We start from the raw sequence: 5,040 nt of genomic DNA, 5'->3' as shown, positions 1-5,040 counted from the left end.
TCAACAGCAGCAATCCCAGCCGGCTCAACGGCTACATCGAAGTAGCCGGCCGACGAGCCGAAGTCATCATGGCCAATCCGTCTGGCATCAGCGTCAATGGCGGCGGCTTTATCAATGCTGCCGGCGTCACCCTAACCACCGGCAGACCCGTACTCAATAACGGCAGCCTGGACGGCTTTCAGGTACGGGGAGGCGACATCAGCATCAACGGACAGGGGCTGGACACAAGCGGCAGCGATTACACCAACATCCTGTCCAAAGCAGCGCAAATCAATGCCGGCATCTGGGCAAATAAACTCAACATCAGTACCGGCAGTAATGACATCAATGCCCAAGGGCAGATCACCGCCAACGTAAACAACAATATATCGGACAAACAAAGCATAGCCATAGACAGCAGCAGCCTAGGTGGCATGTATGCCGGCAAAATCGTACTAATCAGCAACGACAAAGGCGTCGGCATCAACAATGCCGGCCAAATCTTTGCCGGAGCCGGAGGCGTCAGCATCAGTGCCGATGGCAAACTGAGCAACAGCGGCAGCATCGTTGCCGCAGATAAAAACAGTAGCGCCGCAGAAGAGGCCACAGCAGCCATACATGCAGACAGCATCCGCAACAGCGGCACCCTGTCCAGCCAAGGCAAAATGCAATTACAAAGCCAGCAGCTAGACAACAGCGGTTTAATCACCAGTGCTGACGAATTAAACATCCGCAACCGGCAGCTACTGAGCAATCAGGGCGAAATCAACGGCGGCCGGCTTGACATCAGCAGCGGCAGCATCCACAACCAGCAGGGCAAAATCATCCAGAGCGGCCAGCAAAGCCTGAAACTGGATCTGGATAAACTGAATAACAGCAGCAACAGCCTGATCGGTTATGCACCATCAGAACCCCCAACCAGCAACAGCAGCGAATCCGCCACAACAGAACAGCCAGCCAGGCCGCAGAAACCGGCAGAAAACCAGGATACCCCCGTACCGACCAGTGCCACAGGCGCAGGCCAGACCGAAGCAGCGGCGGGCACCCCAAAACAATTTGCCAGCGGCCAAATCATCAGCGAACAAGAAATTCTCAACGACAACGGCCAAATAATTGCCAATGGTGGCATCGACCTAAACGCACATAACGGCCTGACCAACCGTGGCACCCTCAACCTAAACAAATTACAAGTAAGCGGCGAACTACTCGACAACCAGCAAGGAAAACTCAACACCGGCGAAGCCCGCATCATCACAGGCCGGCTGGATAACCGCAGTGGTGAAATCAGCAGCAGCGGACCGTTCCAGTACACAGGCAAAGAACTGGACAACCGCAAAGGCCGGATCCAGTCGACGGAACAAATAGCCATAGAGGCAGAGAACACCGACAACAGTGATAGCGGCGTCATAGCGGCACAGAAACAACTGCAGATACACAGTAGTGGGCAAATTGATAATAGCAAAGGCGGGCAGTTATGGAGTGGAGGTGCGGCTGAAATACAAACGGCCAACCTAAATAACAATAGTGGCTCCATCGATAGTGACAGTCTGCAACTGAAAGCGGATAGCGTAAATAATCAGCTGGGGGCTATTCGCAGCGTCAACGCTCAGCAGCTTACCGTAACCAATCAGCTTAATAACCATACCGGCCAGATAGGCAGCAATGGTCAGCTCACCATTCAAGCCAGTAATATCGATAACACAGCGGGTAAAATCAGTGCTGCACAGCAAGCAGAAATTCACAGCAGCGGATTCAATAACCAACAAGGCACAGTAGACGCAGAAAACATTAAAATTAATGCTGACACACTAAATAACAACCACGGAGCCATACGTGCCAATGGAGAAACGCGCACCAGCATCAACCAAAGCCTGAACAACCAGCAGGGACAGATTAGCTCGCAAAAAGACGTTTATATCAGCGGTAACGCCTTGCAAATAGATAACAGCCAGAACGGACAAATCATTGCCGGCCAGAATCTTACCCTGCAAGCACAAAATCTGAATAACCCGGGCACCATTGCCGCCGGCCACGATGCAGAAATCGCATTAACAGATAACTTCAGCGTCGATGCAGACATCACCGCCGGTCACAACCTGACTATCAGCAGCCAAGGGACGATCAGCAACAGCCATACCCTTAGTGGCGGCGACAGCGTGCGTCTGCAGGCAGCAGATATCGACAATCAGGCCAGCGGCACCATTCAGAGCAACAACCAAACTGAATTACAGGCACAAAGCAAAATCACCAACCGTGGCCTGATAAACAGCAACGGCACCACACTAGTACAGTCCGGAAACAGCATCAACAACATCGGCACCGGCCGCATCTATGGCAACCATGTCGCCATTGGCAGCCATGATTTATACAATCAGGAAGAAACCAGCGGCACCGAAACCAAAGCAGCAGTGATAGCCGCACGCCAGCGGCTGGACATTGGTGCAACTGATATCATTAACAAAGAACACGTCCTGCTTTCCAGCGAGGGTGACATCGCCATCGGTGGCAGCCTAAACCAACAGCATCAGGCTGTGGGCATGGCAGATAATCTGCTCAACAGCAGCGCGCGCATCGAAGCGCAGGGAAATGGCAACATCGCCGTACGGCAACTACAGAATCTGAATAATCATTTTGCTGTAGAAGAATATCTCGACAACAGTAAAAAAATCTTCCAGATACAAGAAAAAGGCAATCCAGCAATCTGGGTAGATGGTGTGGATGGAAAATTCAAAAAAGGAAAAAAAGAACTCAGTTTCAAATTCAATGACGGCACCAATAAAAAATGGAAAAAATACTCAGCTAAAGACGTAAAATGGTGGGACTATAAAAGTGATACCTACAAACAGCGTGTCACCGAAAGCCAGCCAGCAGAAATCATCATCGGCGGCGACCTAACCATCAGTGGCGAACACTGGGTCAATAACAACAGCCGTATCATCATCGGTGGCAATCTGACCGGTGGTGACAGCCTCAATCTGGAAAACCAAGAAACCAAAGGCCAGCAGCGGGTTGAAAATCATGGTCAACAGGGCGGATACAAATATAAAAATCCCAAACTGGGCTCCGGTAAAATTAAAAAAACAGGCGAAAAGCCATATAACGAAACCATCATAACCAGCCATGAATTTGACACACCAGTAAGCGTTGTACAGCAACATGCCGGCATCAGTGCCAATCAAGGCAAAGCCGAACAGGCAAAAACAGGCAATCAGCTGCAACCACAGGATAAAGCGCAGACACAGACAGAAAACCACAACCAAAGCATCCAAAGTCTCAGCCGCTTCAATACCAACTTGCCCAACAGCAGCCTGTACCACATCAATCCCACCAACAGCGGCTATTTAGTTGAAACCGATCCAGCGTTCACCAACATGAAAAAATGGCTCGGCAGCGACTACATGCTCAGCGCATTAGGGCAGAATCCAGACAGAATGCAAAAACGGCTGGGTGATGGCTATTACGAACAAAAACTGATAAACGAACAGATAGCGCAGCTTACCGGCTACCGCCGGCTGGAAGGCTACAGTAATGACGAAGAGCAGTACAAAGCACTCATGAATGCCGGCATCAGCTTTGCACAGCAGTTTCACATCACCCCCGGTGTTGCATTAAGTGCCGAGCAAATGGCACAGCTTACCAGCGACATGGTGTGGCTGGTCAACCAGACCGTCACCCTGGCCGATGGCAGCCAGCAGACCGTACTCGTACCCAGAATCTACCTGAAAGTACGTGATAACGACGTGACCACAGCCGGCGCACTAATCAGTGCGCACAACATCAACCTGCAGAACAGTGGCAACATCAACAATCAGGGCAGCATTGCCGGCCAGAACATCCTCAGTCTGGGGGCACAGAATATCAACAATAGTGGCATGCTTAGCGGCAGCAAAGTAGCCCTTACCGCCAGTGACAGCATCAATTTCAACGGCGGATCCGCAGTAGGTAAAGACCTACTCAGCCTCAAGGCCGATAAAATCAACCTCAACACCACCACAGCCAGCTATGGCGATGAACGCAACGGTGGTACCGTTATCGACCGCACCGCTGGGCTGTATGTCACCGGAGACAAAGACGCTGTTCTCAGCGTAGCCGGTACCCACGGCATCACTACCCGTGGCGCCAGCATCGTCAACAATGCAGATAATGGCACAACACAGCTCAGCAGCAGTGCCGGTAGCATCGACCTCAATACCGTTACTACCCGCCGTGACATGACAGACGGCAGCAGCAGCGACAAAAACCACTGGATAAACCATTATCAAAACGAAAACGGCACCAGCATCAGTGCTGCCGGTGATATACAAATACAGGCTGCAGACCAGCTCAACATCCGGCAGGGCGACATCAACAGCGAAAACGGCAACGTCAGCCTGCACGGCAAAAACGGTGTCAATATCATAGAAGGGCGTCAACAGACCGAGCTAGACCACTCCGTCTACATCAAATCCAGCGGCCTAATGTCCAAAAAAACCAGTCTTGACCAATCGCGGGCCAACTATGATGAAGCTGTAGGCAGCAATATCACCGGCGCCAAAGTCAGCATCAGTAGTGATCAAGATATTAACATCCGTGGCAGCAACATCATCTCCGATAATGGCACAGTGCTGAAAGCCGGCCAGGATGTTAACATCACAGCGGCGTCCAACCAGTATCAAGATCAGGAATACCACAAAGAAACCAAATCCGGCCTAATGGGCAGTGGCGGCATCGGCTTTAGCATCGGGAAACAGAAAGAAACCGATGACACCACCAGCCGCCGCACCATCCACAGCGGCAGCAGCGTTGGCAGCCTCAACGGAGACACCACCATTGTAGCCGGCAACCACTATACCCAAACCGGCAGCAGCGTCTCTTCCCCGCAAGGTAACGTAAACATCATAGCCAAACAGATAGACATCAACGCAGCCGAAGACCAGTACAGCCGAGACAACATCCATACCTTCGAAAAAAGCGGCCTTACCGTAGCCGTCAACGTACCCATAGTCAATGCCATCCAAACAGCCAGCACCGCCGTAAATCGCATAGGCGAAAGCAAAAACGCGCGCGTCAACGCCATGGCAG

1 protein-coding gene is annotated in these 5,040 nt (G+C 51.6%); it reads left to right on the top strand.

The genetic code is table 11. The features are described from left to right. On the top strand, positions 1-5,040 hold a 5,040-nt coding region (locus ACQP6D_RS10945; RefSeq protein WP_427858223.1), incomplete at both ends, for a hemagglutinin repeat-containing protein.

Source organism: Snodgrassella sp. CS2, assembly GCF_050310315.1.
In the GTDB taxonomy this organism is placed as follows: Bacteria; Pseudomonadota; Gammaproteobacteria; order Burkholderiales; family Neisseriaceae; genus Snodgrassella; species Snodgrassella alvi_E.
Note: the sequence above shows the minus strand (reverse complement) of the source record. Positions and strands in the feature narration are given on the sequence as shown.